The sequence below is a fragment of the Massilia genomosp. 1 genome, from assembly GCF_011682185.1.
Taxonomy (GTDB): domain Bacteria; phylum Pseudomonadota; class Gammaproteobacteria; order Burkholderiales; family Burkholderiaceae_D; genus Telluria_A; species Telluria_A rubra.
On record NZ_WHJF01000016.1, the window covers coordinates 11625 to 37826 of the forward strand.

The window sequence follows — 26202 nt, forward strand, 5'->3', positions numbered from 1 at the left end:
TCATTGCTTCTAACACGAGACCTACATGACCATCCCTTTCAAGAACCACCGCGCGCCCCGCCTGCTGGCGCTCGCCGGCGCTGTCGCCATGGCCCTGGCCGCCGGTTGCAGTAACGACGATTCCACCGATTCCAATTCGAACAATTCGGCCAAGCCGGGCGAGACGGCCGCCAAATACCAGGCCGAGATCAGCCGCACCTCGTTCGGCGTGCCGCACATCAAGGCCAATGACGAAGGCAGCCTCGCCTACGGCGTGGCATACGCCTATTCGCAAGATAACGTCTGCCTGCTGGCCGACGAATTCACCACCGTCAGCGGCGAGCGCTCGAAGCACTTCGGCCCGACCGCCACGCGCCAGACCTCGGATATTCCAAACCTGCAAACCGACTTCTTTTACCGCGTCATCAACGACGACGAGGCTGTCAAAACGGCCTGGAACGCCCATTCGGCGCCGATGAAAGCGATGATCGAAGGCTATGTCGCCGGCTACAACGATTACCTCGAAAAAACCGGCATGAACAAGCTCCCGGCCGCCTGCAAGAACGGTTCCTGGGTGCGCAAGGTGAGCGAGCAGGACATGATCAAGCTGCTGCGCCGCTACGCCGCCGAAGCCAGTTCCGGCCAGTTCATCGCCGCCATCGTCGGCGCCACCCCGCCCGGCCAGAATGGCTTGCTGCCGGCCGTCCCGCCCAAGGCCGGCATGCACCCGATGGACCCCGATTACTGGGTCGCGATGCGCGAACGCACCGGCAGCAATGCCGTGGCGCTGGGCAAGGACGCCACCGACAACGGCCAGGGCATGCTGCTCGGCACCCCGCACTTCCCCTGGCGCGGCGCACTGCGTTTCTACCAGCTGCACCTGACCATTCCGGGCAAGCTCGACGCGATGGGCGCCGCCCTCGGTGGCATGCCGATGGTCAATATCGGCTTCAACCAGAACCTGGCCTGGAGCCACACGGTCAACAATTCGGCCCACTTCACGGTCCACATGACGCCGCTCGACCCGAGCGATCCGACCAAGTACCTGGTCGACGGCAAGCCGCAAGCGATGATCCGCAAGACCGTCAATGTCGAGGTCAAGGGCGCCGACGGCGTGCTGAGCACCCAGAGCCGCACCTTCTACAGCACCCAGTACGGCCCGCTGGTCGTGATTCCCGGCCAGCTCGACTGGAATGCCGGCATGGCGTTTTCGCTCAACGACGCCAACCTCGGCAACCATCGCCTGCTGGAACAGTGGTACGGCATGAACACCGCGCACAACATGGACGAGTTCAAGGCCTCGATCGAGCGCACCGTCGGCCTGCCGTGGGTCAACACCCTGGCCGTCGACAAGGAAGGCGCCGCCCTGTTCACGGACGTCACCGTGGTCCCGCACGTCACCAAAGCCATGCAGGACGCCTGCGTGCCGGCGCCGTTCAAACCGCTGGCCGCGCGCGGCTTGTTCGTGCTCAACGGCGCCACCAGCGCCTGCGCGCCGGCCACCGACATCAACGCGCCGCAAGCGGGCATCTTCGCCGGCGCCAGCCTGCCGCGCCTGTTGCGTAGCGACTACGTGCAAAACTCCAACGACAGCGCCTGGCTCTCCAATCCGCTGGCGCCCATCACCGGTTTTCCAGACATCGTCAGCGTCGACAATGTCGAGCAGTTCGGCCGCACCCGCCTCGGCATCACCCAGGTGCAAAAGCGCCTGGCCGGCACCGATGGCCTGGCCGGACGCAAGATGACGGTCGCGCAACTGCAAGCCCTGGCCCTGGGCAACCGCGTCTACTACGCCGACCAGATCATGGACGATGTGCTGGCCCTGTGCCGTGACGCGCAGGCCGGCAGCGGCGATATCACGACCGCCTGCGCGCGCCTGAACCAGTGGGACCGCACCGTCAACCTCGACAGCAACATCGGCTACCTGTACTTCACCGGCCTGTGGGAACGCATCCTGCGCGTGCCTGGCATGTGGGCAGTGCCGTTCAACCCGGCCGACCCGGTCAACACGCCGCGCGGCCTGAACCTCGCTAACCCGGCTATCGCCAACACGGTGCGCCAGGCGCTGGCGGCGGCGGCGCAGGACGTGGCCAAGCTGGGCGTGTCGCAGGATACGCGCTGGGGCGACGTGCAGCTGGCCACGCGCGGCACCCGCCGCATTCCGATCCACGGCGGCAAGGGCACCGATGGCGTGTACAACGCGATCGGCACCGTGCCAAGCGGCGACGGCAAGCTCGAAGTGATCTACGGCACCAGCTACATCCAGACCGTATCCTTCAACAAAGATGGCCCGCAAGTGCAAGCCATGCTGGCCTACTCGCAATCGACCGACCCGGCCTCGCAGCATTTCGCCGACCAGACCGAGCGCTTCTCGAAGAAGGAATGGATCACCCAGCCGTACACGGAAGCGCAGATCAAGGCCGATCCGGCGTTCTCGACGATGACGGTGACGCGCAAGGCCGATGGCAAGCCGGCATCCAAGCCGTAAGTTGTAAGTTGTAAGTTGTAAAGAAACAGGCAGTCCTCCGCCCTGGCGGTAGACTGCCTGTTCAGCGCCGCTTAGAACCTATCTCAGTAGATCGGGGGAAGCGGATGGCGACATGCGCGTAGGCGATGCATGGCAAGCGAGGGCAAGGCGCGAGGAGGCGGCATGGCTAGCCATGCAACGACGAGGGTATTCCGAAGGAATACCGAGGCGGCACTCGCTTGCCAGGCGCGCCAGCAGCGACTCCGATCTACTGAGATAGGCTCTTATACTTCAAGGAGATGCACATGTCGTCAGGAAAAATTCTGGTCGCACAGGGAGGCGGACCCACCGCCGTGATCAACCAGTCGATGGTCGGCGTGGTGCTCGAAGCGCGCCGCTTTCGCAACGTCACGCGCGTGTACGGCGCCATGCACGGGGTGCGCGGCATCGTCGACGAAGACTTCATCGACCTGACCCAGGAAACCAGCCACAACCTCGAACTGGTCGGCAAGACGCCTTCCTCGGCGCTCGGTTCGACCCGCGACAAGCCCGACATGGCGTATTGCCAAAAGATTTTCGAGGTGCTGCGCGCACACGAGATCGCGCATTTTTTCTACATCGGCGGCAACGATTCCTCCGACACGGTGCGCATCGTCAGCCTGGAAGCGCAACAAGCCGGCTATCCGCTGCGCTGCATTCACATTCCCAAAACCATCGATAACGATTTGGTCGGCAACGACCACACACCCGGCTTTCCCTCGGCCGCGCGGTTCGTGGCGCAAGCCTTCGCCGGCGCCAACCTCGACAACGCGGCCTTGCCCGGCGTCTACGTGGGCGTGGTGATGGGGCGCCACGCCGGCTTCCTGACCGCCGCCGCCGCGCTCGGCAAGAAGTTTTCCGATGACGGCCCGCACCTGATCTACCTGCCCGAGCGCACCTTCGTGCTCGACCAATTCCTGGCCGACGTCAAGGCCACGTACGCGCGCTACGGACGCTGCGTGATCGCCGTGTCCGAAGGCATCCACGACGCCTCGGGCGAGCCGATCGCCAGTTTGCTGTCCAAGGACATCGAGCGCGATGCGCACGGCAATGTGCAACTGTCGGGCACCGGCGCGCTGGCCGACCTGCTGTGCGACGAAATCAAGTCCAAGCTCGGCATCAAACGCGTGCGCGGCGACACCTTTGGCTACCTGCAACGCTCCTTCATCGGTTGCGTGTCGGACGTGGACCAGCGCGAGGCGCGCGAAGTGGGCGAAAAAGCGGTGCAGTTCGCCATGTGGGGCGAGCGCGACGGTTCGGTGGCGATCAAGCGCACCGGCTACTACTCGGTCGACTATGAACTGGTGCCACTGGAAAGCGTGGCCGGCAAGACGCGCACGATGGAAGACATCTTCATCAGCGAGAGCGGCACCGACGTGACCGACGCCTTCCGCCTGTACCTGCGCCCGCTGCTCGGTTCGGGCATGCCCGACGCCTTCCGCCTGCGTCCGGCCCCGGTCGAGAAGATCCTGGGCAAGAAATAGGGCAGACAGCGGCCGCGCTAAGTGTGGCCTCCGGGAAGATTCTCCTGACGAACGGATTGCTGCGACATCCACTCATGTATCGACACGCTGCGCAAGCAAGGTCATGGAATGCTCGATGTTCTGCTTCGGGCCTTCCATGGCAATCCTGCCCCGCTCGCCGCGTAGCGGCTGGACAGTCACGTTGTGTAACTGGTTTGCCGTCAGGAAGATCTTCAAGAATGGTCGTCGGCCAATCTGATCAACGCGTTCGCACGACACTACGCTGAAAGCGGACCTGCTTACCAATCCCGCCATTCCTCCGTAATGTCCCTGTCGTCGCTATCCAGGCCGGCGCTCTGGGCTGCGCACTGGATGAGCTTGCAAATGTCCTCTCGTCCGTCGGTTTCGATGAGGCTGCGGCCGCAGCGATCATTCAAGTCGTTGAGCGATTCGACAACGTGCTGCACCGCGCCCAGGATTCTGGCGCCATCATTCCTCACCGACGGAGCCTGAACGGTTTGCAGGTAATGGCTCAGGATCGCGTCGCATTGTGCGAGCTCCGCCTCTGTATAGCAATACGGGTGATACCCGGGAGCTTTCCGTTGCACATCGTCGCAGATTGCATCCAGGTTCAGAAATGCCAATGCCAGCATGGCGCGACGCAACGCGCTAATCACCGTGAGAATATCGGCATTCGCGGCCGGTTCCAACAGTCTGACCAGGGAAATGTCAAAGACCTCACGGCATTTCTTCAAAAATTTGCCTTGTGCTTGAGCGTCTGGAGGGAGTGTCAAGGCGCCGCTGACAAAGTCTTCGAAACTATCGTTACCGAGGTGATTCAATACCCACCGGATCTCGGACACAATGGCAAGGGGATCTTCCCACGCCGACGCCAGAAACACTCCCCCCAGGTGTTTTTTTAACGCCAGCTCGCACGCTGTCAAGTTAAGCTGAATGCGTACATCATTATCCACAAGGGATGGCATGTAGTCGGCCATGCACTCGAGGATATGTGTTTTGAGATCAAGCAGTTCGGATAGAGGAGTTTGATTTGTCATAAATAGGCCTTTATTGGTCGATCCTGAGCTGGGCCGGCTATGAATGAAGGACTGCATTTGCCCGTTTGCCAACTCGCCCGCGACAAACAGCAGAGTAATGCATTGGCTTCTGTCCGCCATGCGGCACTGTTTGCTTTTGTCGCGGCCGATTCTGCGCCGTCGTTCTCTATAACGGGCGCACTCTGCGAATTTTCCAGACGCTGTCTTCTTTTTTTAAAGTCAGCTCCAAGTGGTGAATGCTTTCTTTGCTTGCTCCAAGCGTGACACGAACTGTTGCGGTGTTTCCACTTATCCTGGATTTCGTAACTGAGATATTTTTTTCCCAATCATCAAAATAATCCTGCGCCTGGATAAAATAATCGGCATCCAGTCCATCCTCGCTATTCATACGCTTTTCAATTTCCGCAATCAAGGACTTTGAAACGTATGTGCCAAGTTTGATTTTTTCGTCGCTAAGCGGTTGATGATTCGTGACGAGCGAATGGATATACCATTTGTAAAAATCCGAAGTCGTCACCGCAGGTGATGGAAGTTCAGCGGCCAGCGCGGGAAAACTAAGGCAAGCTAATATGCATGAAAAAAACGCACAAATCGCCTTGGCAAATATTATCTTGTTGATTTTTGACATAGACATAATATTTCAATGCGTTCGCCGATAAAATTTTACTGGTGGCCGCAATTGCCTGTACCCGGGTCCGGGGTAGTATCCATGTAGTTGCCTGAAATCAGATACCCAAATAGTCCCGTTAAACATAGCCATGTGCCCACTAGGATGTCCTGGGATTGGTTGAATGACGGCGACGTCACCGGCCCGTGTGATCGTATTCTCTATTTCAACAAAACCCGAAGTCAATAAGCTGGCGCCATAATCCTTGGCACGCCTGTGGCGATTCAATTGGGTGCCGCCCGCTTCAATAGCTTTCCTTACATATTCACCACATCGACCAAGGCTATCAGCCCCACCATGTTCATTTAAATACTGCACAGCAACTTCTTTTTGCCACATCGAAGATCCTTTTGATTTAATAAAATGCGCGTGATTATAAATATGTAAGCCCGCACAACGGAGTTCAGAATACATTTGCATCCCTCATCTCACGCCCCAAGGGATAGCATTGCCATTATAGCATTGTTTTTATAAGACTAACCAGGTTCAATGTTCCTGGTGAGTTATAAAAAAATATTTACCAATAGATAATTATAGTTCAAAAAAGAACACATAAGGCCACGTTTTTTTCCCTGCGTCAGGCCTGTCTGAACCGTCGCAACAGGCTCTATCTGGATGACCTTGACGAAAAAATTACCCCAGGTACCGCCGGATGCACCACTCGGGCCCGCCCGCTTGACCTTTTCGCATTTTGATTGTTTTAGCAACGCCAACAACGCAACACTGCGGTCCCGTCAACTTCCCAAGCCCGGACCGCCATGACCCTGTTACCTCGTTCCCACCTCCCTCTGCTGCGCGCCAGCGGCGCCGCCATGCTGCTGGCGCTCGCCGCCTGCGGCGACAAGAACGGCACGCCCGCCGAACCGGCCCCCAAGTACGCCGCCGAAATCCGCCGCACCGCCTACGGCATCCCGCACATCAAGGCCGATGATGATGGCGGCCTCGGCTACGGCATCGGCTACGCCTACGCGCAAGACAATGTGTGCCTGATGGCCGAGCGCATCGTCACCGCCAACGGCGAACGCGCCAAGTACTTCGGTCCGGAGGCGCGCGGCATCACCGAGGACGCGGTGCCCAACCTGGCTTCCGACTTCTACTATCGCCTGATCAACGAACCGGAGGCGGTGGCCAACGCCTGGCAACAGCAACCGGCGCCGATGCGCGCGCTGGTCGAAGGCTACGTGGCCGGCTACAACCAGTACCTGGACGAGCGCGGCAAGGGCGGCTTGCCCGACGCCTGCAAGAACGCCCCCTGGGTGCGCAGCATGAGCAGCGCCGACATGATGAAAATCATCCGCCGCTATGCCGTCGAAGGCGGGGGCGCTCATTTGATCGAAGAACTCGTGGCCGCCGCGCCGCCGGGCGCGGCCGCGCCAGCGCCACCGTCACCGGCGGCCGCCCCGCGCCGTGGCGGCGCCAGCCCGATCGATCCGCAATACTGGCAAGAGCAGCATGCCCGCTTCGGCAGCAACGGCGTGGCCTTGGGCAAGGATGCCACCGAGAACGGCCAGGGCCTGTTGCTGGCCAATCCACACAATTTTTGGCAAGGCGATTTTCGTTTTTACCAGCTGCACCTGACCATTCCCGGCAAGCTCGACACGATGGGCGCCTCGCTCGGCGGCATGCCGATGGTCAGCATCGGCTTCAACAAGGACGTGGCGTGGACCCACACCAACAACACGTCCAGCCACTTCACGGTACACCAGTTGCAACTCGACCCGCGCGATCCGACCAGCTATATGGTCGACGGCAAGTCCCAGCCCATGACGCGCAAGCGCGTCGAAGTCGAGGTGCGCCAGCCCGACGGCAGCCTGGCCACGCGCAGCCACGATTTCTACCAGACCGACGTGGGCGTGGTGATGCACGTATCCGACCAACTGGAGTGGAACCGCAAGGTCGCCTATACCCTGCTTGACCCCAGCATGGGCAATCACCGCATGCTGGAACAATGGCGCGCCATGAACAGCGCGCGCAGCGTGAACGAGCTGCGCGACGGCATCGACCGCATCGTCGGCCTGCCATGGGTCGGCACCATCGCCGCCGACAAGGAAGGCAAGACCATGTACATGGACGTGACAGTGGTGCCGAACGTGCCGCTGGCCAAGGAAAAAGCCTGCGTACCGGAAGCCTTCCGCGACGCGGCGGCCGGCGGCGTGCTGGTGCTGGACGGCTCGACCAGCGCCTGCCGTCCCGACAACGACCCGGCCGCGCCGCAAAGCGGCATCTTCGCCGGCGCCAGCCTGCCGCGCCTGGAACGCGACGATTTTGTGCAGAACTCGAACGACAGCGCCTGGATGACCAATCCGGCCGCGCCGCTGACCGGCTTCCCGTCGATTGTCAGTCTCGACGCGCAGCAACAAAGCGGGCGCACCCGCGTCGGCATTGCCCAATTGCAGGCGCGCCTGGCCGGCACCGATGGCCTGCCGGGCCGGCGCATCTCGATGCCGCAGCTGCAAGGGCTCTTGTTCAGCAACCGCGTCTACTACGCCGGCCAGATCATGGACGACGTGCTGCGCGCCTGCGACGGCGAACGCCAGGCGCGCGCCGCCAACGGCGCCATGGTCGACCTGGCGCCGGCCTGCGCCAAACTGCGCGCCTGGGACCGTACCGCCAACCTGGAGACCAATATCGGCTTCGGCTATTTCGCCAGCGTGTGGGACCAGTTGTACGGCTCGTCGCTGTTCTGGGCCGTACCCTTCAACGTGGCCGATCCGATTAGCACGCCGCGCGGCTTGCGCGTGGACGATCCGGCCGGCGTGAGCGCCCTGCGCACGGCCCTGGCCAACGCCGTACTCGACATGGAAGCGAACGGCTGGGGCCTGAACAGCACCTGGGGCGAGATCCAGCACACCGAACGTAATGGCAAGCGGATTCCCATCCACGGCGGGCTCTACAACTACGGGATCTACAACGCCATCGTCAGCAAGCCGGCGGCCGGGGGCGGACGCGAGGTGAGCGAAGGCGGCAGCTACGTGCAGACCGTGATGTTCGACCGCAACGGCCCGCAAGCGCAAGCCGTGCTCTCCTACTCGCAGTCGGTCGACCCGGCCTCGCCGCACTACGCCGACCAGACTGGGCTGTTTTCGAGCAAGACCTGGCATACCCTGCCCTTTACCGAGGCGCAGATCGCGGCCGATGCGACGACCAAGCGCATCAGCATCCGTCACAAGGCCAAGCAAGCGCAGTAACGGGCGCGCAACACACGCCGCTTATAAAAACTAAAACGTTTTTAAAAAGGCATTTTTGATGGGACTGTGTTAAGTTATGGCTACTGTCCTTGAGGGGAACGATGATGAAAAATCTGCTTCTGGCGTGTGTGTGCTTTCCCCTGCTGCTGGCCGCCTGCAACGGCCCGCTCGACGTCACCCTGGCCGACAGCGGCGACCCGGTCAAGGGAGAGGCCCTGAAAAAGACCCTCTCGCCGGAAGAAGCCGAGCTGCTGGTGTCCTACGTGGCGCAGCACACGATGGCCCAGGATATCGATTACAAGATGACCGTCAAGCAAGCCATCGCGGCGCGCCGCAAGGAACTGGCCAACAACCGGAAGTAGATTTTTCTAGCCCGCCGTGACGCTGCCGCTGTTTCATTACATGAGAAAGTTCAAAAAAAAACGGACGGGACCCGAAGGCGCCGTCCGTTTTTTGATTGAGCGCAAGCGGTATTACATGCTCGCCTCAGCTGACGATCGTCTGGTGCTCGTCGCCCTCGCGCGCGCGGATCGTGCCGATGCGCGACACGCCCTCGCCAGCCGCCTGCAACTGGGCAAACGCCGCATCCGCATTTTCTTTCGACACGATGACGATCATGCCGATGCCGCAGTTGAACACGCGGTGCATTTCGGCGTCGGCCACGCCGCCATGCTGTTGCAGCCACTGGAACAGCGGCGGCATGGTCCACGCCTTAGAATCGAGCACCGCCGTCAGCCCCGGCTGCAGCACGCGCGGCACGTTTTCGACCAGCCCGCCGCCGGTGATGTGTACCATGCCTTTGACTTCCATCGATTCCATCAGCGCCAGCAATGGCTTGACGTAAATACGGGTCGGCTCCATCAGCACGTCGGCCAGCGGACGGCCGTGGAAGTCGGCGTTCAGGTCCGGCTTGGCCACTTCAATAATCTTGCGCACCAGCGAATACCCGTTCGAATGCACGCCCGACGAAGCCAGGCCCAGCACCACGTCGCCCGGGGTGATCTTGGTGCCGTCGATGATTTTCGATTTTTCCACCGCGCCAACCGCGAAACCGGCCAGGTCGTACTCGCCGGCCGGGTACATGCTCGGCATTTCGGCCGTTTCGCCGCCGATCAGGGCGCAACCGGCCTGCTCGCAACCCTGGGCGATGCCCTTGACGACGGCGGTGGCGGTCGGCACGTCGAGCTTGCCGCAAGCGAAGTAATCGAGGAAGAACAGCGGCTCGGCGCCCTGCACCAGGATATCGTTCACGCTCATGGCGACCAGGTCGATGCCGACCGTGTCGTGGCGGTTCAGTTCGAACGCGAGCCTGAGCTTGGTGCCCACGCCGTCGGTGCCGGACACCAGCACCGGCTCCTTGAACTTCTTGCTGATCTCGAACAGCGCGCCGAAACCGCCGATGCCGCCCATGACGCCTTCGCGCATGGTTTTCTTGGCAAACGGCTTGATCGCTTCGACCAGGGCGTCGCCCGCATCGATATCGACACCGGCGTCGCGGTAGGAGAGGGAAACATTAGAAAGTTGGCTCATGGTGTATTTGGCAGCGGAGGCGGTAAAATAGAAGGCGGCGAACCGATTCGAGCCGCGGGCGGCCAAAACCGGTCAATCCGCTATTTTATCAAAATGCCCGGTCCAAAGCCGATTTAACCCACATTACAACAATAAGATGCCAATTTTCTCCGCCAAAGCACCGCAGCACAGGGCCGGCAAGCTGCCACCATCGCCACCCCCACGATCCGCGTGGCAGCTTCTATAATGCCTGATGTACACGACGGCGCAAGAATGAACTCATGAAACAGCTGGTACTCGATTTGGGCGCAGAGCAGGCGCACAGCCTCGATACCTTCGAGGTAGGGCAAAATGCCGAACTGGCGCATCTGATGCACCAGTTCGCGGAGCGTCGTTCGCGCGAACATTTCGCTTACCTGTGGGGCGAAACCGGCGCCGGCAAGACCCACCTGCTGCAAGCCCTGGCCGCCACCCCCGGCTCGCGCTACATCGCCTGCAACGCCCCCGAGTGCGAATTCACCTACACGCAGGACACCACCCTGTACCTGCTCGACGACTGCGAACAGCTCTCGCCGCAGGCCCAGATCGACGCTTTTGCGCTGTTCAACCAGATCCGCGAACACGGCGCCTACATGGTCAGCACCGGGCCGGTGCCGCCGGTGGTGCTGCCGGTGCGCGAAGACCTGCGCACGCGCATGGGCTGGGGCCTGATCTACCAGATCCACGGCCTGGCCGACGAACAGAAGATCGCCGCACTCACGCACGCCGCCGAAGCGCGCGGTTTGACCTTGTCGGCCAGCGTGTTACCCTATCTGCTGTCCCATTTCAAGCGCGACATGCGCTCCCTGTCGACGATGCTAGACGCACTCGATCAGTATTCCCTCGAAACCCAGCGACCGGTCACCCTGCCGTTGCTGCGCGATTTACTATTACAAGCGAACCCGCAAGCGGACACCAAAGAATGAAGAACCTGGCGCTGTTTGACCTGGACCACACCCTGCTGCCGATCGATTCGGACCATGAATGGGGCGAATTTTTAGTCCGCACCGGCGCTGTCGACCCGCTCGAATTCAAGCGCCGCAACGACGAATTCTTCGACCAATACAAGGCCGGCACGCTCGACCCGGTCGAATACCTCGAATTCGCGCTCGGCACCCTGGCGCGCTTTCCGCGCAAGGAACTCGACGCCATGCACGCGCGCTTCATGGCCGAAGTGATCGAGCCGGCCATCCTGCCGCGCGCGCGCGCCCTGCTGCGCCAGCACATCGACGCCGGCGACCTGGTGGCCATCATCACCGCCACCAACCGCTTCGTCACCGCCCCGATCGCCAAGGCGCTGGGCGTGGAACACCTGATCGCCGCCGTCCCCGAAGAAGACGCCGACGGCAACCTGACCGGCAAGCTCGTTGGCGTGCCCACCTCGGGCGCCGGCAAGGTCACCCACACCCACGCCTGGCTGGCGCAAGTGGGCACGCCGCTCGATGGCTTCGGGCGCAGCCACTTCTACAGCGATTCGCACAACGATATCCCCCTTCTGTCCGTCGTCACCCATCCCGTCGCGACCAACCCGAACGCCGTGCTGGCGACCCATGCCACACGCCTTGGCTGGCCTTTACTCCATCTATTCAATGATTAAAAAATTCATCCGCAAAATCCTCGGCGTCAAAGAGAAGCAGCCAGTACGCGACCTGACCGAACCCGTGATCCTGGGACCGGCGGAGCACGGGATCGACCCCAGGCTGCTGTCGTCGAACGCGATCCGCGTGACGCAAACATTGCAGGAGGCGGGCTTCAAGGCGTTCGTGGTGGGCGGCGCCGTGCGCGACCTGCTGCTGTCGGTCAAGCCGAAGGACTTCGACATCGCCACCGATGCCACGCCCGAACAGGTCAAGCGCCTGTTCCGGCGCGCCTTCATCATCGGCAAGCGCTTCCAGATCGTACACGTGATGTTCGGCTCCGACCTGCTGGAAGTGACCACCTTCCGCGGCGCCGGCGAGTCCAGCGCGCCCAAGGACGAACATGGCCGGGTCCTGCGCGACAATCACTTCGGCCCCCAGCACGAAGATGCGATGCGGCGCGACTTCACCATCAACGCCATGTACTACGATCCGGCCACCCAGGTGGTGCTGGACTACCACGGCGGCATCGCCGACATCCGCGACAAGACCTTGCGCATCATCGGCCAGCCCGAAGCGCGCTACCGCGAAGATCCGGTGCGCCTGTTGCGCGTGGTGCGCTTCGCCGCGCGCCTTGGTTTCACGATCGAGCCGCACACGCGCGAACCGATTCCGGTCATGGCGCCGTTGATCAACAACGTGCCCGCCGCGCGCGTGTTCGACGAAATGCTCAAGCTGCTCATGAGCGGGCACGCGCTGGCCTGCCTGCAGCAGTTGCGCAAGGAGGGCCTGCACCACGGCCTGCTGCCGCTGCTCGACGTGGTGCTCGAGCAGCCCATCGGCATGAAGTTCGTGACCTTGGCGCTGGAGTCGACCGACAACCGCATCAAGGCCGGCAAGGGCGTCTCGCCCGGCTTCCTGTTTGCCTCGCTGCTGTGGCACCAGGTGGTGGAAAAATGGACCGCCTACCGCGCGGCGGGCGAGTCGCCGATTCCGGCGCTGCACCTGGCGGCCGACGACGTGCTCGATTCGCAGACCGAAAAACTGGCGCTGCAGCGCAAGATCGGCTCGGACATGCGCGACATCTGGTCGATGCAGCCGCGCTTCGAGCGACGCAACGGCAAGGCCCCGTACAAGCTGCTGGAACACCCGCGCTTTCGGGCCGGCTACGACTTCCTGCTGCTGCGCTGCGAGTCGGGCGAGATCGAGATGGAAATCGGCGAATGGTGGACCGCTTTCTATGACGGCGACGCCGTCGAACGCGAAAACCTGCTCACCAACGCCGGCGCCGCGCCGGCCGGCGCCAAGCGCAAGCGCGCGCCGCGTCGCGCACCGCGCAGCCGCGCCAATGGCGAGGGCGGCGACAACGCCGCCGCCACCAGCACGACCGGCAGCACCAGCGGCGACGAATGATCGCGTACGTCGGCATCGGCGCCAACCTGGGCGACGCCCGCGCTAACGTGACCGACGCCCTGGCGCGCCTGGCCACGCTCGCCGGCAGCCGCCTGCTGGCGCAGTCGTCGGCCTGGCGCACCGCGCCCATCGACTCCTCGGGCGACGACTACATCAACGCAGTGGCCTGCATCGACACGACCCTGAGCGCACACGGCCTGCTGGCCGCGCTGCAGGCGATCGAACTGGCGCACGGGCGCGAACGGCCCTACCGCAACGCCCCGCGCACCCTGGACCTCGACATCCTGCTCTACAACGATGAACGGATCGACAGCGCCGCCTTGCAGGTGCCGCATCCGCGCATGCTCGAGCGCGCCTTCGTACTGGCGCCGCTGCTGGAAATCGCGCCCTCCATCGACGTGCCAGGGCATGGCCCGGCGCGCGGCTACCTGGCAGGCGTTGCCGGCCAGGCCATCGAACGACTGAACTGACATGCAGATTCCGATTTTTGTGCAGACCACCGGCCTGCTGGTGCTGTCCAACATTTTCATGACGATCGCCTGGTACGGCCACCTGAAGAACATGTCGAGCAAGGCGTGGTGGTATGCGGCGCTGGTCAGCTGGGCCATCGCCCTGTTCGAATACCTGCTGCAGGTGCCGGCCAACCGTATCGGCCACACCCAGTACAGCCTGGCGCAGTTGAAGATCCTGCAGGAAGCCATCACCCTCACCGTGTTCGTCCCGTTCGCGATGTTCTACATGGGCGAACCGTTCAAACTCGATTACGTGTGGGCCGGGCTTTGCCTGGTCGGCGCCGTCTACTTCATCTTCCGCAGCTGAGGGCGCGTCGCGCCGCTTACCATTTCGCTGCTGCGCGCCGGCTCGTGAAAGTTCATTTTGCATGAGGTGCATGTTTGCTCTTTTCAACGGGATGCCCGGGCGGCGATTATCCCGTCTTCCGGCGCGACGACCTCAGGCGAGCTTTCGATCCATCATGGGCACGTTCGGCCCAATGGCATTACACTATGCGCCGTTGCGACCATTTTGATATCAAAGGACTATTATGAGCGGCTATCTGCAGGGTAAGGACATGGCGGGCGGCGATACGCCGGCGCCGGTCAAACCAGTGATGACGAAGGCGGTGACGATTCCTTCGCTGAACGCGATGCGCGCTTCGGGCGCCAAGATCACGATGCTGACCTGCTACGACGCCAGCTTCGCCACCTTGATGGACCGCTGCGGCGTGGAAGTGCTGCTGATCGGCGATTCGCTGGGCATGGTCTGCAATGGGCATCACTCGACCTTGCCGGTGACGGTGGCCGAGATTGTGTACCACACCGCCGCTGTCGCGCGGGGGAACAAGAGTGCGATGGTGATCGCCGATATGCCTTTCGGCAGCTACGGCACGCCGGAAGCGGCGTTCAACAATGCGGTGCAGCTGATGCAGGCCGGCGCGCACATGATCAAGATCGAGGGCGGCGCGTGGCTGGCCGAGACGGTCCGCTTCCTGACCGACCGGGCAGTGCCGGTGTGCGCGCACCTGGGGCTCACGCCGCAATCGGTACACCAGTTGGGTGGCTACAAGGTGCAGGGCAAGACCATCGAAAGCGCGGCGCAGCTCAAGGCCGACTCGCTGGCGCTGGAAGCGGCGGGAGCGGCAATGGTGCTGTACGAGGCGATTCCTAGCGCCTTGGGCAAGGAGCTGACCGAGGCGCTCAAGGTGCCGACGATCGGCATTGGCGCGGGGCCGGACTGCTCGGGCCAGGTGCTGGTGATGCACGATATCCTGGGGGTTTTCCCGGGGCGCAAAGCGCGCTTCGTGAAAAACTTCATGGAAGGGCAGACCAGTATCGACGCCGCCGTGAGCGCGTATGTGAGCGCGGTCAAGGATGGCAGTTTTCCGGGGGTCGAGCACTGCTTCTGACACCTCGTCAGCGCAAGCCGTAGCGCTTCATCTTGTTCAACAGCCCCACCCGCGAAATGCCCAGCTGTTTCGCGGCGTGGGTGTGGTTATGCGCCGTCTCGTCGAGCGCGGCGACGATCAAGCGCTTTTCCAGCGCCGCCACCTGCGCGTCGAGCAAACCATCGCCCTGCACCGCCAGCGGCGCGGCCGCCTCGCCGCACGCGAGCGCCAGGTCGTCGACCGTGATCACATCCGCACTGCCCGCCAGCGCCGCCGCCGTCGATACCGAATGCTGCAACTCGCGCACATTGCCCGGCCAGCTGCGCGACACCACCCACTCCAGCGCGTCCGGCGCGAGCCGCTTGGGCGGCGCCAACCTGGCCGCCACCGCCTGCACGATCAGCGCCACATCCTCGGCCCGGTCGGCCAGCGCCGTGGTCCTGACCTGGATGCCCTTCAAGCGATAAAACAGGTCGTCGCGAAACGATTTTTCTTCCACCATCGCCGCCAGGTCGCGGTTGGTGGCGGCCACCACGCGCACGTCGACCCGCGTTTCGCTGCGCGCGCCCACCGCGAAAAAACTCCCGGCCTGCAAAAAACGCAGCAGCTTGACCTGCATCGACAGCGGCATGTCGCCGATCTCGTCGAGGAACAGGGTGCCGCCATGGCTTGCGGCGATCAAGCCGATGCGGTCGCGGTCCGCTCCCGTGAAACTGCCCTTGCAATGCCCGAACAATTCGCTCTCGAACAGCTCCGCCGGAATCGCCCCGCAATGCACCGCCACGAACGGCTTGGCGGCGCGCTTGCCGTTGGCATGCAGCGCGCGCGCCACCAGTTCCTTGCCGGTGCCGCTCGGCCCCGTGATCATCACCGGCACGTCGGTCGGCCCGATACGGCGGATCAGCGCGCGCAGGTCGCGCAGGTCGGCGCTGATGCCGATCAGGCCCATGGTGGCGTCATCTGGCGCGGCGCGCGCGCGCCAGTCGGCCAGCTCGCGCTCCAGGCGGCGCTTGGTCAGGGCGCGCTCGACCACCACCCGCAACAGGTCCGGGTCGAGCGGCTTGGGCAGGAAGTCCCAGGCGCCGGCGGCGATCGCGCGCAGCGCCAGTTCGCGGTCGGCGTGACCGGTCATCACTACCACCGGCGCCGAGGCAAGGCCGGGCAGCAGCGCCAGCCCTTCATCGGGGCGGAAGGACGGCGGCAGCGCCAGGTCGAGCAACACCAGGTCGAAGGTGTGCCCGGCCCACAAGGCCAGCACCTGTTCGCTTGATGCCGCGACCTTGACGTCGTAGCCAAGGCTGGCCAGCCAGTTGCCGCACAGGCGCTGGAAGGCGGGTTCGTCGTCGACGAGAAGAATGCGTTCTTGGGTCATGGCATACCTGGTAAAAGAAGTTCGAAGCAGCAGTTCCAGCCGGCCCGCTCGCCCAGCCTGACCGTGCCGCCGTGGGCCTCGACCAGGCGTCGCACGATGGCCAGGCCAAGGCCGGTGCCGCCCGGACGGCGCGTGGTGAAAGGCTGGAACAGGTCAGCCGCCAGGTCGGCGGGCACGCCCGGGCCGTTGTCGCACACGCGCAGCAGCACCCGGCCGCCGGCTTGCGCTTGTGCGTCGACCAGGATGCGCGGGTCCGAACGGCCGCGCAGCATGGCCATGGCGTTGCCAATCAGGTTGCCGAGGATTTGTTCGCCGCGCATCGGGTCGATGTGCAGGCACAGGGCCGCGTCCACATCGAGTTCGATTCGCTGGGATGGATGGCCGGCCGCCACCCGCTGCACCAGTTCGGCCACCGCCACGCGCTGGGGAGTAAGGCGCACCTCGCCCGAATAACTGAGCAAGTCCTGGATCAGGTGGTCGGCGCGCTCGATCTGGGCGCGGATCTCGGCGCGCGTTTCCGGCGGCGACATGACCGCGGCCATGCTGATGATATTGAGGGGATTGCGCAATTCGTGCGCCACGGTCGCCGCCAGCCCGCCCAGTTCCAGCAGGTGCGCCTGCTGCAGGCGTTCCTTTTCGTGCTCCGCGTAGCGCAGCAACTGGTCCAGGCGCGCCGCGGCCGCCGCCAGCAGGGCGCCGAACACTTCGCCGACGCGGGTCACGCTCGGCGTTGCGCCTTCCCACTCCATCAGGTCGGTGCGCCAGTGCGGCGCTTCGCCATCCTTGCCTGGGGCGAGGTAGCAATGCACGCCCGGCTGGCCGGCGCCATCGCCCGGCGACGCATCGCCCAGCACCACCCGCATCGGCTGGCGCAGGTGCGCGCCGAGGGTGGACGCGGCGATCCGTTCGAGATCGTGCCAGCTGCTGGCGGCGTCCAGGCGCACCCGCCAGTCGGCCAGCACGCCCGCTTCCAGGTGCGCGCCGGGGAATACCAGCCGTTCGATGGCGCGCCGCGACGGGCCTTCCAGCACCAGCATCGCGGCCAGCATGGCCGTGCCGAGCAGCCAGAGCTGCCACAGGGGCACGGCGGCCAAGGACGCAAACCCGGTGCGCGCGGCCACGCTCAGGAGCAGGCTGGCCAGGGCCACCGTGATGGCGGTCAGCACCAGCCAGGCCAGCAGGCGGTTGGCCCACAGGTTCACCACCATCAGGTCGTAGCGCAGGATGCCGAACACCAGCAGCAGCGCGTAACCGGGCAGCAGGATCACGCTGTAGGGGAAGATGTCGATCCCGAGCGAGGCGTTGAGGAACATCAGCGAGGCGCCCGAGCCCCACACGCCGGCGAACCAGATCGCCAGGATCTTGCCGCGCTGTTTGGGTGCGGCCTTGGGCCAGGCCGCCAGCAGCAGCAAATAGGCCCAGATGCTGATCGAAGTAACCACGACGCCGGGAATCGCGCCCCAGACCGGGAAAAAGTAGTAGCGTTCGAAGCCCAGCCAGGGCGCCAGCGTGCCCATGTCGAGTACCTGCACCAGCAGCAGGGTGGCGAGGCCAAGGATATACATGCCGAGCAGCTGGCGCGGGCGCTCGCGCTGCAGGAAGCGGAACACGAAGTGCAGGAAAAACACCGCGTTGATCGGGCCGCAGTTGACCAGGCGCTTGCCCAAAGACGCCACGCTGTCTTCGCCCAGATGCATGCCCAATTGCCCCAGCGCCCAGCAGCCGATGCCGACACAAAACAGCGCCAGCGGCTTGATGCCGCTCTGGTGCGGCGCCTTGGCCCACAGCCAGGCCGCCAGTCCCAGGCTGATGCAGCCCTGGACCACCAGGGAAAAATAGTAAACGCGGTAGATGTCCATGCGGGCCGGGTGTAAGGCAGCTTGATAGTTGCAACGGGCTAACTATATAGCAAGTTGACACCCGATGCGTACCCGTCGTCAGTTTCATGTTTAAAAACAGCAGCTTAGGATCGCTGCGCGGGTGGCATGCGGCTTGCGTATTGAAGAGTAGGACGGCGCAAGCCGCAACGACTCAGCAAAGGCATCGACGCATCATGACAACCCGCCAGTTCCCCGGCCTGCTCAAGCAAACATCAGCGAAGCGTGTCTGGATCAGGTTCAACCGCATCCTGGCGTGGACGCTGATCGGCTCACCACTGCTTCAATGGGTGCTGGACGCGCCGTTCTGGCTTTGCCTGTGGATCGACCTGGCGATGTTGCTGGCGCATGCCGGGCTGTCGCTGGCGCTGTTCGGCAAACCGGAGCGCAAGTCGCGCACGTTCAGCGTGTCGATGCATGTGTTTGGATTCAGTCCCTGGGACCTGAGCGCGCGCATCGAATTCTTGATGACCGGTTATCGCATTTTCCTGGTCCTCGTGGGCGCCGGCATGATCGTTCCGCTCATTGCCGTCCTGGCCTACCGGATCGCGCGGGTAGACCTGTTTTTCGGCCCCGCCATGTTCTGGGTACTGATGGCATATTGCGCGCCGATCTCCTTCATGGCGATCTTCGTGCTGCTGCACATCCACGCCGCCGCGCGGCAGGCTGGCCGGCGCTGGGGGTTCAACGGGGCCGGCCTGGCTGCGGTCGCGCTGCTGTCCTTTTGCGTACCGGCCATCGTACACACCTTCAACTAAATCCCCACACAACCCCTGCACAGGCACTCGCCATGATCCATCCACTCGCCACCTTCCGCCCCCGCGCGCTGATGCCGCCCAAAATTATCTGGATGCGCGTCAACCGCCTGCTGGCGTGGGCCTTGATTGTCTCGCCGCTGGCCCAGATCGCGCTCGGCACCCCGTTCATGCGCGGCCTGGCGCTCGACCTGGTGATCCTGCTGGCGCATGGGGCGCTGTCGCTGGCTCTGTTCGGCATGCCGAAAAGCGCGACGCGCCGTTTCAACGTGGCGCTGCATGTCTTCGGCCGCAAGACCAGGGATCTGAGCCCGCGCAACACGTTTCTGTTAAGCGGGCATCGGCTGGGGCTGACCTTCCTGCTTGGGCTCCTGCTGTTTGGTTTGCCCCTTCTGCCGAGGTCCGTGCTGGACGCCGTGGTCCCGGTGCTGATTGCGCTTTTCGCCTGGATCGTCCCAGGCGCCGCGCTGGTCTTCTGGCCGCTGCTGCGCGTGCCGCTCACCTTGGTCCAGCATCTTCATCCGGCCATCGATCTGGCGCTGCGGCGCTGGGGCATGCGCAGCAACGCGCAGGACCTGGCCGTCATGGTCGTCGTCGTCTTCTTTTTCGTGTCCTTCATTAACCTGATCAGGTAAGTACCATCATGTCCGCCTTCGCCACCGCACCCGCCTCTTTCGCCACCTCCATTACTTTTCCCTCGCTCACCCGTCGCAACGCGGGCATGCCGCAACTGGGCTCGCTCGACGACCACCTGCTGACGGTTGCCGCGTGGCAGCGCATCGTTCTCGCCGCCCTGCCCGTGCTGACCCTGGCCGCCTTCAGCGCCCTCTACGCGCAAGGCCTGTACCTGGCGCTGCCGGTGGTGATGCTGATGCACTTCGTGGTCACGGTGGCCTACCTGCACGACGTGGCGCACGGCTCGGCGGGCCTGGACGCGCGCGTTACCCACGTGGTGCTGTTCATTGTCAGCGTGCTGGTGCTGCAAAGCGGGCATTCGTTCCGCTACACCCACCTGCACCACCACGCGCACTGCCTGGAAGAAGACGACCTGGAAGGCGCGCCAGCGCGCGCAAGCCTGCTCGGGGCCTTGCTGGCCGGTCCGCTGTACCTGCCGCGCCTGTGGCGCGAATCGTTGCGCAAGATCCGCCCGGCGCGCGAGCGCCGCTGGATGGTCGCCGAACTGGCCACCTCGCTGGCGCTGGTGCTGCTGGCCCTGTGGCTGACGCGCTGGACAACCGGGCCGCTGCTGTACTGCGCCATGGCCTGGGCCGGCGGCTGGTTCTATCCGCTGGCGACGGCCTACCTGCCGCACTACAAACCGGGCAGCAAACCGCTCGAACAGGCGCGCACCATGCGTGGCGCGATCGTGCCGGCGCTGTTCATGAACCTGACTTATCACCTCGAACATCACCTGTATCCGCAAGTGCCGACCCTGAACCTGCGGCGCCTGTCGCGCCGGCTCGACCCGCATTTTGCGGCGTGTGGATTGCATCCGACCCAGGTGTACTGAGCGTCGCGCCGGCGGCCGACAAAGTCGCCAGCATCGCTGCCACCGATTCAAACTCTTCGGCCGGGCCATGCGCGCGCAATGCCTTAATCGGCGCATAACCCCACGCCACCGCGCCGAACGCCACGCCGGCCTTGGCCGATGCCTCGGCGTCGGTGCCCTGGTCCCCCACATACAGCGCATCGGCCGCGTCGATGCGGCTTCGCTTGACCACCTTGCCGATGCGCGAGGCCTTGCCGAACACCGACATGCCGCACTCGAAGTGGATGAACAGGCTGCTTAACTCCGGCCCCAGCACGCGGCGTACGTTGTGCTCCGAATTGGACGACACCACCGCCAGCATCACGCCGGACTCGAACAGCACGCGCAAGGCCTCGCCCACGCCGTCGAACAGGGCGATGCTGGCCGCGTTCTCGCTCATCTTCGCGATGAAGCTTTTCGACACCACCGGCATTTTCCAGGCCGGCATGCCGATATGGCGCATGATCTCGCGCGTGCTCATGCCGCGCAAGCGCGCCACCTGGTCGCCCTCGATGCGGCGCAGGCCATGCTGGTCCGCCAGGGCGTTGTACACGCTCTGAAAGAAGGGAAACGAGTCGGCCAGGGTGCCGTCGAAGTCGAAAATGGCCAGCCGGTACTTCAGGCGCGGGGGCGCGGAGCGGTCATCCAATCTGGATCCATGTGGTTTTGAGCTCGGTGTATTTATCGAACGCGTGCAGCGATTTATCGCGCCCGTTGCCCGACTGCTTGACGCCACCGAACGGCACCGTGATGTCGTCGCCGTCATACTGGTTCACATGCACGGTGCCGGCGCGCAGGGCGCGCGCGGTCTTGATCGCCTTGTTCAGGTTCCCCGTCCACACCGCCGCCTGCAAGCCGTACTGGGTCGAATTGGCCTGCCGTACCGCGTCGTCGATGTCGGTAAAACCGAGCACCGACAGCACCGGCCCGAAGATTTCTTCGCGCGCGATGCTCATGGAGCCGTCGACCTGGTCGAACAGGGTCGGCGCCACGTAAAAGCCGCCGGTATCAAGGCGCGCGGCCTCGCCGCCGGCCAGCAGCCTGGCGCCGGCCTGCTTGCCTTCTTCGATGTAGCCCATCACGGTTTTCATCTGGGCCGCATCGACAATGGCGCCCATGACGGTGGCTTCGTCGAGCGGGTCGCCCGGCGCAAAATCGGGCACCAGCGCCAGCGCCTTTTCGAGGAAGGCGTCCTTGATCGACGCTTCCACGAACAGGCGCGAAGGCGCGTTGCAGCTTTCGCCCTGGTTGAAGTAGATCGAGCCGATCGCCGCGCTCACCGCCGCATCGAGGTTGGGACAGTCGGCGCAGACGATATTGGCCGACTTGCCGCCCAATTCGGTCCAGGCGCGCTTGAGGTTCGATTGCCCGGCCATCTGCAAGATCTGCTTGCCGACCTTGGTCGAGCCGGTAAAGCCGATGCAATCGACATCCATGTGCAGCGCCAGCGCCGCCCCGGCTTCAATGCCGTAGCCGGGAACGACGTTGAACACACCCGCCGGCAGTCCGGCTTCGAGCGCGATGTCGGCCAGGCGCAGGGCGGTGAGCGGCGACTTTTCGGACGGTTTGAGAATCACGCTGTTGCCGGCGGCGAGCGCCGGGGCGATCTTCCAGGCAGCCATGATCATCGGGTAGTTCCACGGCACGATGGCCGCCACCACGCCGACCGGCTCGCGCGTGATCAGGGCCAGGCTGTTTTCGCCGGTGGGCGCAATTTCGTCGTAGATCTTGTCGATCGCCTCGCCGTACCAGCGGATGCAGTTGGCCGCGGCCGCCACATCCACGCTCTGGCTGTACCTGATCGGCTTACCCATGTCGAGCGTCTCTAACAGGGCCAGTTCCTCGGCGTGCGCCAGGATCAGGTCGGAAAATCTGATCATGACGCGCTTTCGCGCCGCCGGGGCCTGGCCGGCCCAGCGCCGGTCGTCGAAGGCCGCGCGCGCAGCCGCCACGGCTACGTCGACATCAAGCCCGTCGCAGCGCGCGACCAGGCCAAGCTGGCGCCCGTCGATCGGAGAGAGATTGTCGAACTGCTGCTCCGACCTGGCCCAGACGCGTTCACCGCCGATGAATGCGCGTCCGTCGATGTCCAGGGCTGCCGCCCGTGCGTGCCATTGCGTGTTTCCCATGCCGTGCTCCCTAAAAGCTCACTACTGTCGATACGCCGATAACCTGATTGTCGCGGCGGTACTGTCCGTCCAATGTCCTGAATGTCCTGGCCGTGGCGTAGTCGTAACGGTATTCGCCCTTCACGCTTACGCCAGGAACGAGCAGGTACCGCGTGCCCACCGACAGCGTGCCGCGATTGGCGCCCTGGGTGGGGTCGAGCACGAACCATTGTCCACCGCGCAAAACCATGCCAGGGCCGAAGCCATTGCGCCCGTCCGGGCAATTGGCCGCAAAACCGGCCAGGTCTTTGCAACCGGGCGCCAGGGTCGCGCCGAACACCCCGCCGCCGCCCGTGCCGTTGAAGATGTAGTCGAGGCGGGCGATGGCTTCGAGGCGCGGCATGATTTTGTACGACACCAGCGACGACAAGCCGTACCAGCGCTGCTGCTCCGCGCCATACCGGTTGGCGGCGGTGGCTTGCTGGCGCCCATAGCTTAACTGACCCTGGATATTCCAGTCGCCACGCGTGTAAAAGCCATCGACCTCCATCAGGTCCAGGCGCCCAACCGTATCCTCATCGTCGAAGCCGGCATGGGTGCCGGATATGCCGAAACCCGAAAATTCGCTCATGGCGTAATCGACGCGGTAGAACACGCCGGGGGTTCTGTCGCCGCCATCGTTGACGCGGGCGCTGTTCATGTTCCCCAGCATAATCTTGCTGTCCCATTTGCCGCGCAACAGCTGCAAGCCGGCGCCGGTGTAAAAATTGGCGGACGAAAAATCGAACAGCAGGTTGTGGGTCAGCAGCTTGTTCTGGGTCGAGGGGATGTATTCGTAGCCGCTCCAGTCTGGAATTTGCCCGAGCAACAGGCGGGTCGACTGGTCGCCGAGCGGAATCGAGGCCGACGCTTCATGCACCAGGTTGCCGAAATTGTAGCCGGAGGCGGTGCCTTTGCTGGGCATGAGCGAGATTCTCAGTTTGCTGCCGCCTTCGAGCTCCTTGTCGAGATTGAGCAAGGCGCTGCCGAAGTAGGTATTGTCGTAGCCGAAGCTCTCGCCGGAGCCGTTGATCGAGCTGTTATTGTTCAGGAAGACGAAGCTGGAGGTGCCGGCGTTGCGGTTGCGGATATAGGTGGGGTCGATGTAGCCCGAGATCTTCAGGCCTTTCAGCCCGCTGGCCTGCATGGCGTCGTCGGTGGCGTCGGTCTTCACGCGCAGGCGCGCCACTTCGGCCGAGGTGTCCGGTTCGGGCGCCCTGGCCTTGGCCTTGGCCTCGGCCCTGGCCTGGTCGGCCTGGTCGATCATGGCTTCGAGCTTCTGCACATGCGCCTTGAGGGCGCCGAGTTCGGTCTTGAGTTGTTCGGTGCTCTGGGCTTGCGCGACGGCGGGACAAGCTGCGGCGAATGCGATGACGGCGTTGCGGTAGTTGTGCATGAATCACTCCTCTCGGGCCAACGGTGAGGGTGGCGGGCATGCTTGCCCGCCACCGTATGCAGCGGCCGAAGAGCGTTACGACTTGACTGCGGCCGCCACCTGCTTCTGGCGCTGCCGCTCGGCGCGCGCCATCATGATGGCGGCGATGATCACGCCGGTCGACACCACCAGGATTGTTAACGCCGCCACCGCGTTCACGCGCGGGTCCAGCCCCAGGCGCGCACGCGACATGATCACCAGCGGCATGGTCGTCGAGCCGGGGCCCGACAAAAAGTTCGACAGCACCACGTCGTCCAGCGAGAGCGTAAACGTGAGCAGCCAGGCCGAGGCCAGCGACTGCGTAATGTTCGGCAAGGTCACCAGGAAGAACACCTGGTAGGGACGGCAGCCCAGGTCCATGGCCGCTTCTTCGAGCGAGCGGTTCATCTCGCGCAGGCGCGCCTGCACCACCACGGCCGCATAGGCCATGCCGAGCAGCGTGTGGCCGATCCAGATGGTAAACGCGCCGCGTTCGGGAACGCCGAAGATCTTTTGCACCGAGACGAGCATCAGCAGCAGCGACAGGCCGATGATCACCTCGGGCATGACCAGCGGCGCGCTGACCATCCCGGAGAACAGCAGGCGGCCCGGAAAGCGCTTGTAGCGGTTCAGGGCAAAGGCGGCCATGGTCCCCAGCAGCACGGCGGCGGTGGCGCTGGTCAGGGCGATCTTGAGCGACAGCACGAAGCCGCTGACCAGTTCCGCATCCTTGAACAGTTCCGGGTACCACTGGGTTGAAAAACCGCTCCACACCATGTCCTGGCGCGAGCTGTTAAACGAAAACACGACCAGCACCAGCAGCGGCAGGTACAGGAACAGGTAGCCCATCGACAGCCAGCCGCGCCCGAACCAGCGGGCCAGGGTCATTTTGTTCACCTTCGCGCTCATGTTGGTGCTCATGCGCGGTCCTCCGCTTCCTGTTCGGCCTTGTATTTATTGAAGATCGCCATCGGCACCAGGATCAGCAGGATCGCCACCACCGCCAGCGCCGAGGCGCGCGGCCAGTCGGTGTTGACGAAAAATTCGTCCCACAGCAGGCGTCCGATCATCAGCGTTTCGGGGCCGCCGAGCAGTTCGGGAATGACGAATTCGCCCACCGCCGGAATGAACACCAGCATGGCGCCGGCGATAATGCCGGATTTGGACAGCGGCACGGTGATGCGCCAGAACGCCTGCCAGGGCGTCGCGCCCAGGTCGGCCGCCGCTTCCAGGTAGCGCACGTCCAGCTTGACCAGGTTGGCGTACAGCGGCAGGATCATGAACGGCAGGTAGGCGTAGAACATCCCCAGCGCCAGCGCGAACGGGGTGTTCATCATTTTCAGCGGTTCGCCGATCACGCCGAGCCACAGCAGCAGGTTGTTGAGCAAGCCCTGGTTGGCCAGGATGCCCTTCCAGGCGTAGATGCGCAGCAGGAAGGAGGTCCAGAACGGCAGCATCACCATCATCAGGAGCACCGTGCGGTGCGCCGGATTGGCGCGCGCCATGAAGTAGGCGAACGGGTAGCCGGTGACCAGGCACAGGACCATGGTCAGGCCGGCGTAGCCGAGCGAGCGCATGAAAGTCCACAGGTAGGTGGAGTCCTCGGTCAGGGCGACGTAGTTGACCACCTTGGCCTTGATGGAGAGGACCCCGTCGCTGAAGGTGAGCAGGGGGCCGAACGGGCTGCCGCTCTCGTCGAGTTCCGAAAAACTCATGCGCAGCACGATCAGGAACGGGATCAGGAAGGCGATGGTAAGCCACACCAGCGGCACGCCGATCACGAAGCGGCGGCCAGCGGCCGATTGACGAAAAGGCTTGATCATGGCCG

The 26202-nt window shown here is 63.6% G+C and carries 24 protein-coding genes and 1 pseudogene; 13 read left to right on the forward strand and 12 right to left on the reverse strand.

Features of this window, described 5'->3' with window-relative positions:
• Nucleotides 1-25 precede the first annotated feature (25 nt).
• Together F1735_RS08320 and F1735_RS08325 are read left to right on the forward strand one after the other, a co-directional pair.
• Nucleotides 26-2467 (forward strand): acylase, encoded by a 2442-nt coding sequence (locus F1735_RS08320; protein ID WP_167236497.1) that lies wholly within the window; start codon nt 26-28, stop codon nt 2465-2467.
• 284 nt (nt 2468-2751) lie between these two features.
• Nucleotides 2752-3969 (forward strand): 6-phosphofructokinase, encoded by a 1218-nt coding sequence (locus F1735_RS08325; RefSeq protein ID WP_167236498.1) that lies wholly within the window; start codon nt 2752-2754, stop codon nt 3967-3969.
• Nucleotides 3970-4041: 72 nt separating this feature from the next.
• Here F1735_RS08325 and F1735_RS08330 read toward each other — a convergent pair whose 3' ends face one another.
• From F1735_RS08330 to F1735_RS08345, 4 genes are all read right to left on the reverse strand, one after another.
• Complete coding sequence (locus F1735_RS08330) at nt 4042-4185, reverse strand: hypothetical protein (protein WP_167236499.1); 144 nt, start codon at nt 4183-4185, stop codon at nt 4042-4044.
• Nucleotides 4186-4247: 62 nt separating this feature from the next.
• A complete protein-coding gene (locus F1735_RS08335) occupies nt 4248-5006 on the reverse strand; it encodes a hypothetical protein (RefSeq protein ID WP_167236500.1) in 759 nt (252 codons plus the stop codon).
• A gap of 166 nt (nt 5007-5172) precedes the next feature.
• Nucleotides 5173-5634: a DUF3828 domain-containing protein gene (locus F1735_RS08340; RefSeq protein WP_222852964.1), complete on the reverse strand. Its 462-nt coding sequence runs from the start codon at nt 5632-5634 to the stop codon at nt 5173-5175.
• 12 nt (nt 5635-5646) lie between these two features.
• On the reverse strand, nt 5647-6087 hold the full coding sequence (locus F1735_RS08345) for a CHAP domain-containing protein (protein ID WP_229505676.1): 441 nt from the start codon (nt 6085-6087) through the stop codon (nt 5647-5649).
• A 344-nt stretch (nt 6088-6431) separates the two neighbouring features.
• Between F1735_RS08345 and F1735_RS08350 the strand changes: the two genes are divergently transcribed.
• Both F1735_RS08350 and F1735_RS08355 read left to right on the forward strand, forming a co-directional pair.
• On the forward strand, nt 6432-8861 hold the full coding sequence (locus F1735_RS08350) for an acylase (RefSeq protein WP_167236502.1): 2430 nt from the start codon (nt 6432-6434) through the stop codon (nt 8859-8861).
• 104 nt (nt 8862-8965) lie between these two features.
• Nucleotides 8966-9223 carry a hypothetical protein gene (locus F1735_RS08355; protein ID WP_167236503.1) on the forward strand — a complete coding sequence of 86 codons (258 nt, stop codon included), beginning with the start codon at nt 8966-8968 and terminating at the stop codon, nt 9221-9223.
• Between the two features lie 124 nt (nt 9224-9347).
• Here the strand turns inward: F1735_RS08355 and purM are convergent, their stop codons facing one another.
• Nucleotides 9348-10391: a phosphoribosylformylglycinamidine cyclo-ligase gene (gene purM / locus F1735_RS08360; protein ID WP_167236504.1), complete on the reverse strand. Its 1044-nt coding sequence runs from the start codon at nt 10389-10391 to the stop codon at nt 9348-9350.
• Nucleotides 10392-10651: 260 nt separating this feature from the next.
• On the opposite strand from purM, the gene hda reads away from it, so the two are divergent.
• The 6 genes from hda (at nt 10652) to panB (ending at nt 15302) form a co-directional block, all read left to right on the forward strand.
• Complete coding sequence (gene hda, locus F1735_RS08365; protein WP_167236505.1) at nt 10652-11335, forward strand: DnaA regulatory inactivator Hda; 684 nt, start codon at nt 10652-10654, stop codon at nt 11333-11335.
• Nucleotides 11332-12006, forward strand: coding sequence for an HAD family hydrolase (locus F1735_RS08370; protein WP_167236506.1), 675 nt, complete (start codon nt 11332-11334; stop codon nt 12004-12006). The genes hda and F1735_RS08370 overlap by 4 nt, the downstream gene beginning before the upstream one ends.
• Complete coding sequence (gene pcnB / locus F1735_RS08375) at nt 11999-13399, forward strand: polynucleotide adenylyltransferase PcnB (protein WP_167236507.1); 1401 nt, start codon at nt 11999-12001, stop codon at nt 13397-13399. Before F1735_RS08370 ends, pcnB begins: the two co-directional genes overlap by 8 nt.
• Nucleotides 13396-13869, forward strand: a complete 474-nt coding sequence (folK, locus tag F1735_RS08380; RefSeq protein ID WP_167236508.1) for a 2-amino-4-hydroxy-6-hydroxymethyldihydropteridine diphosphokinase — start codon at nt 13396-13398, stop codon at nt 13867-13869. The genes pcnB and folK overlap by 4 nt, the downstream gene beginning before the upstream one ends.
• A 1-nt stretch (nt 13870) precedes the next feature.
• Nucleotides 13871-14218 (forward strand): DMT family protein, encoded by a 348-nt coding sequence (locus F1735_RS08385; RefSeq protein WP_167225233.1) that lies wholly within the window; start codon nt 13871-13873, stop codon nt 14216-14218.
• A 223-nt stretch (nt 14219-14441) separates the two neighbouring features.
• Nucleotides 14442-15302 (forward strand): 3-methyl-2-oxobutanoate hydroxymethyltransferase, encoded by an 861-nt coding sequence (gene panB, locus F1735_RS08390; RefSeq protein ID WP_167236509.1) that lies wholly within the window; start codon nt 14442-14444, stop codon nt 15300-15302.
• A 7-nt stretch (nt 15303-15309) separates the two neighbouring features.
• Here panB and F1735_RS08395 read toward each other — a convergent pair whose 3' ends face one another.
• Together F1735_RS08395 and F1735_RS08400 are read right to left on the reverse strand one after the other, a co-directional pair.
• Complete coding sequence (locus F1735_RS08395; protein WP_167236510.1) at nt 15310-16653, reverse strand: sigma-54-dependent transcriptional regulator; 1344 nt, start codon at nt 16651-16653, stop codon at nt 15310-15312.
• The gene (locus tag F1735_RS08400; protein WP_167236511.1) at nt 16650-18512 is read right to left on the reverse strand and encodes a sensor histidine kinase; all 1863 of its coding nucleotides are present in this window, start codon (nt 18510-18512) and stop codon (nt 16650-16652) included. The genes F1735_RS08395 and F1735_RS08400 overlap by 4 nt, the downstream gene beginning before the upstream one ends.
• Before the next feature lie 194 nt (nt 18513-18706).
• Between F1735_RS08400 and F1735_RS08405 the strand changes: the two genes are divergently transcribed.
• From F1735_RS08405 to F1735_RS36400, 3 genes are read left to right on the forward strand one after another with little or no spacing between them, the layout of a single operon-like run.
• Entirely contained in the window at nt 18707-19288 is a 582-nt protein-coding gene (locus tag F1735_RS08405; protein ID WP_167236512.1) for a hypothetical protein, read from the forward strand.
• Nucleotides 19289-19320: 32 nt separating this feature from the next.
• A complete protein-coding gene (locus tag F1735_RS08410; protein WP_167236513.1) occupies nt 19321-19920 on the forward strand; it encodes a hypothetical protein in 600 nt (199 codons plus the stop codon).
• Between the two features lie 8 nt (nt 19921-19928).
• Nucleotides 19929-20795, forward strand: a complete 867-nt coding sequence (locus F1735_RS36400; protein ID WP_229505677.1) for a fatty acid desaturase — start codon at nt 19929-19931, stop codon at nt 20793-20795.
• 118 nt (nt 20796-20913) lie between these two features.
• Here F1735_RS36400 and F1735_RS36405 read toward each other — a convergent pair.
• From F1735_RS36405 to F1735_RS08435, 5 genes and pseudogenes are all read right to left on the reverse strand, one after another.
• Nucleotides 20914-21549, reverse strand: a pseudogene (locus tag F1735_RS36405) (HAD hydrolase-like protein); the annotation flags it as partial.
• A complete protein-coding gene (locus F1735_RS08420; protein ID WP_167236514.1) occupies nt 21455-22942 on the reverse strand; it encodes an aldehyde dehydrogenase in 1488 nt (495 codons plus the stop codon). The pseudogene F1735_RS36405 and the gene F1735_RS08420, both read right to left, overlap by 95 nt.
• A 10-nt stretch (nt 22943-22952) precedes the next feature.
• Complete coding sequence (locus F1735_RS08425; RefSeq protein ID WP_167236515.1) at nt 22953-24356, reverse strand: DUF3138 family protein; 1404 nt, start codon at nt 24354-24356, stop codon at nt 22953-22955.
• Between the two features lie 75 nt (nt 24357-24431).
• Complete coding sequence (locus F1735_RS08430; protein WP_229505678.1) at nt 24432-25295, reverse strand: ABC transporter permease subunit; 864 nt, start codon at nt 25293-25295, stop codon at nt 24432-24434.
• Nucleotides 25292-26197, reverse strand: a complete 906-nt coding sequence (locus tag F1735_RS08435) for an ABC transporter permease subunit (protein WP_167236516.1) — start codon at nt 26195-26197, stop codon at nt 25292-25294. The genes F1735_RS08430 and F1735_RS08435 overlap by 4 nt, the downstream gene beginning before the upstream one ends.
• Nucleotides 26198-26202: the final 5 nt, after the last annotated feature.

Coding starts and splice junctions, on each gene's coding strand:
- folK (WP_167236508.1), top strand. CDS start 13,396: ATGATCGCGTACGTCGGCATCGGCGCCAACCTGGGCGACGCCCGCGCT.
- F1735_RS08395 (WP_167236510.1), bottom strand. CDS start 16,653: ATGACCCAAGAACGCATTCTTCTCGTCGACGACGAACCCGCCTTCCAG.
- pcnB (WP_167236507.1), top strand. CDS start 11,999: ATGATTAAAAAATTCATCCGCAAAATCCTCGGCGTCAAAGAGAAGCAG.
- F1735_RS08435 (WP_167236516.1), bottom strand. CDS start 26,197: ATGATCAAGCCTTTTCGTCAATCGGCCGCTGGCCGCCGCTTCGTGATC.
- purM (WP_167236504.1), bottom strand. CDS start 10,391: ATGAGCCAACTTTCTAATGTTTCCCTCTCCTACCGCGACGCCGGTGTC.
- F1735_RS08410 (WP_167236513.1), top strand. CDS start 19,321: ATGATCCATCCACTCGCCACCTTCCGCCCCCGCGCGCTGATGCCGCCC.
- F1735_RS08340 (WP_222852964.1), bottom strand. CDS start 5,634: ATGTCAAAAATCAACAAGATAATATTTGCCAAGGCGATTTGTGCGTTT.
- F1735_RS08350 (WP_167236502.1), top strand. CDS start 6,432: ATGACCCTGTTACCTCGTTCCCACCTCCCTCTGCTGCGCGCCAGCGGC.
- F1735_RS08430 (WP_229505678.1), bottom strand. CDS start 25,295: ATGAGCACCAACATGAGCGCGAAGGTGAACAAAATGACCCTGGCCCGC.
- hda (WP_167236505.1), top strand. CDS start 10,652: ATGAAACAGCTGGTACTCGATTTGGGCGCAGAGCAGGCGCACAGCCTC.
- F1735_RS08325 (WP_167236498.1), top strand. CDS start 2,752: ATGTCGTCAGGAAAAATTCTGGTCGCACAGGGAGGCGGACCCACCGCC.
- F1735_RS08370 (WP_167236506.1), top strand. CDS start 11,332: ATGAAGAACCTGGCGCTGTTTGACCTGGACCACACCCTGCTGCCGATC.
- F1735_RS08405 (WP_167236512.1), top strand. CDS start 18,707: ATGACAACCCGCCAGTTCCCCGGCCTGCTCAAGCAAACATCAGCGAAG.
- F1735_RS08345 (WP_229505676.1), bottom strand. CDS start 6,087: ATGTATTCTGAACTCCGTTGTGCGGGCTTACATATTTATAATCACGCG.
- panB (WP_167236509.1), top strand. CDS start 14,442: ATGAGCGGCTATCTGCAGGGTAAGGACATGGCGGGCGGCGATACGCCG.
- F1735_RS36400 (WP_229505677.1), top strand. CDS start 19,929: ATGTCCGCCTTCGCCACCGCACCCGCCTCTTTCGCCACCTCCATTACT.
- F1735_RS08400 (WP_167236511.1), bottom strand. CDS start 18,512: ATGGACATCTACCGCGTTTACTATTTTTCCCTGGTGGTCCAGGGCTGC.
- F1735_RS08385 (WP_167225233.1), top strand. CDS start 13,871: ATGCAGATTCCGATTTTTGTGCAGACCACCGGCCTGCTGGTGCTGTCC.
- F1735_RS08420 (WP_167236514.1), bottom strand. CDS start 22,942: ATGGGAAACACGCAATGGCACGCACGGGCGGCAGCCCTGGACATCGAC.
- F1735_RS08355 (WP_167236503.1), top strand. CDS start 8,966: ATGAAAAATCTGCTTCTGGCGTGTGTGTGCTTTCCCCTGCTGCTGGCC.
- F1735_RS08335 (WP_167236500.1), bottom strand. CDS start 5,006: ATGACAAATCAAACTCCTCTATCCGAACTGCTTGATCTCAAAACACAT.
- F1735_RS08425 (WP_167236515.1), bottom strand. CDS start 24,356: ATGCACAACTACCGCAACGCCGTCATCGCATTCGCCGCAGCTTGTCCC.
- F1735_RS08320 (WP_167236497.1), top strand. CDS start 26: ATGACCATCCCTTTCAAGAACCACCGCGCGCCCCGCCTGCTGGCGCTC.